This is a genomic window from Roseomonas sp. E05, assembly GCF_030063475.1.
Taxonomy (GTDB): Bacteria; Pseudomonadota; Alphaproteobacteria; order Acetobacterales; family Acetobacteraceae; genus Pseudoroseomonas.
The window spans coordinates 1-2,350 of the sequence record NZ_JASIRT010000081.1; the positions used below are offsets into that span (position 1 = coordinate 1).

At 66.6% G+C, this 2,350-nt stretch carries 1 protein-coding gene; it reads right to left on the minus strand.

Going from position 1 to position 2,350, the window contains the following annotated elements; translation table 11 throughout:
* Nucleotides 1–180: 180 nt before the first annotated feature.
* On the minus strand, nt 181–1,158 hold the full coding sequence (locus QMO56_RS26695) for a 2-hydroxyacid dehydrogenase (RefSeq protein WP_283530673.1): 978 nt from the start codon (nt 1,156–1,158) through the stop codon (nt 181–183).
* Between the last annotated feature and the right edge of the window lie 1,192 nt (nt 1,159–2,350).

Genomic DNA, 2,350 nt, shown 5'->3' on the forward strand with positions numbered 1-2,350 from the left:
GACTATCACGCCGTGCGGGATGCCGCCTGCGAAGCATGGCGCAGGCTCACTCCAGACCGCCTCCGCTCCCTCACCAGCTATCCCTGGGTGCCGCAAGTCAGCTCATAGACTCGGCGGTACAAGACCGGCTGGATGCGGGGGTGTTTGCCAGGTGCTTGAGGCCGGCGGCGCACCGGCCGGCTAAGCGGCGTAGATCCGTTCCGCGACCGCTGGCCAGTTGATGCAATGCGGCAGCGGCGCTTTCGCGGCGACAGCCTCGATCACCTGAGCAATCTGCTGGGCCACCCGTGCATAGGACCAGTCCGTTACCCCGGCGATATGGGGTGTCGCCAGGATCTCGGCGCGCTCCAGCAGCGGCGAGGACGGGCTGAGGGGTTCCGGCGTGAACACGTCGAGCCCGGCTCCCGCGATCTGCCGCGCGTTGATGGCCTGCAGCAGGGCGTCCTGATCCACCAGCCCGCCGCGCCCGGCGTTGATCAGAAAGGCCTCCGGGCGCATCGCCTGCAGGGTCGCGGCATCGATGATGTGCCGCGTCTCCCGGGTCAGCGGCAAGCACAGGAAGACATAGTCACTGATGCCGAGCAGTGAACCCAGGCGGTCCAGCCCGCGGATGTCCGCGATGCCGAATGCCGCGGCCCGAGCCGTATCCGGGGTCCGCGTGGCTGCCACGATCTGCATGCCGAACGGCCGCAGCCGGCTGGCGAGCGCCTGGCCAATCCCGCCCAGGCCGACGATGCAGGCTGTGCGGCCGAGCAGAGAGCGGCCGACCGGCCCGCCCCACGCACCGCCGTGCCGCATCCGCGCGCTCAGATCCGGCAGGTGGCGGCTCAGGGCCAGTGCCGCCATGATGCACCATTCCGCGACGGATTCCGCGTTGCCCGTCGCTGTGCTGGCAACATTGCCCACGGCGATGCCGCGCGCCGTGGCAGCTGCGAGATCGACCCCCTCCAGGCCGGCGCCCCATTGCTGGATCAGCTTCAGCCCGTCGATGCGGTCCATGACGGCGCCATCAATCCGCGTCATCAGGGGCACCACAACCGGTGCTGTCCATCGGCGCTGCGGATGGGCGGCAAGGTCATCGACCTCGATCTGCAGGGCCGGCGCGGCTGTCTGCAGATAGCGGGCCGTGTCGGGAAAGGTCCTGTCTGCAAAGAGCACTCTCGGTTCCACAGACTGTCTCCTTCTCAGCGCGCTCGAGATGCAGGGTCGGTGCAATTCATCATCCTACTCTCACCTTCCGTCAGGAAGTCCATGACGCAGCAGGGCGGACTTCAGGAAGCGCGCTGGCAACCGCTGGAGGTGACGCTAACCGCCTAGTACGTGATTTCTGGCTTACCCTGTCCGCTTCGGTGCCGAGCATCTGCCGTATCTCTGGGATGTGGACCCGGGGATTGCAGGCCAGGCGCTGCAGAGAGCGGTGCGACGCGGACGACCAATCCGTCAGGCCTAATGTCGTCAGTCGGCTGTGCGGCAGCTGGCGCCGGCCGCTCCGCCGAGAGTGGTACTCTGACGACCAGGCCTCGGGGCCGCGAAGGCCCTCCGCTGGTGGGCGCCTGGCTGCCGAACGGGAAAGCTCAGCAGACCGAGCACATCCCTCCTGGACGATGCCGCAAAGTCAGTCCCCGAGGTGTTCATGCGCGAGGGGCAGCCCCTGCGGGTGGGAACGATCTACGAGGAGATCGCCGGGATGTTCGAGCCCAGGATACGCCATCTCCGGAGGCGCCCCGCCGGCGGAGCGGGAGGAAAGGCTGGAGAAGAGAAACGCGGCCGTTCCCTTGAGCCATAAGCCGGTTGCCGCAATTGCCGCTGCAGGCAGACGGCGAGGGACCATCTCTCGCGCGACCTGTTCCCGCACGTCCCGGCACAAGAGAGCCGCTGACCGGCCCGCTGGCGCAGAGTCGGGATCCATCCTTCAGACCGCACTCTGCTGAAAGCGGACCGGGAAGGCTTCTGCTGGCGGACAGCTGAGCGCTGGGCCGGCTTCGCCTGAAGGCAATGGGGCACGCTTCACGTCGGCCCGCGCGACCCTGTCCCGCCCGGCAAGGCTCCGCCCACGGTGTGCCGGGCCAGAAACAGCCAAGGCAGCCCTCGGTTGCGGTGCGCGGACCGGCAATCCGCAAAAACTCACTTTTTTGTGATACAACCCATGATTGAGTAACTACCCGTTAATAACTATCACTCACTTTTGAGTGAGCAACGCCGGGCCCCCGCCCAGCTCACTCAGAAGGCTTCCCCCATGACCGCTCTTGGCGTCTATGTTGGCAACAGCACCGCTGATCTGACCAAGTTCTCCTCCTGGCTGGGCGACAAGCCGGACTATGTCCATGGCGTGGTCGGCTATTCCAACTGG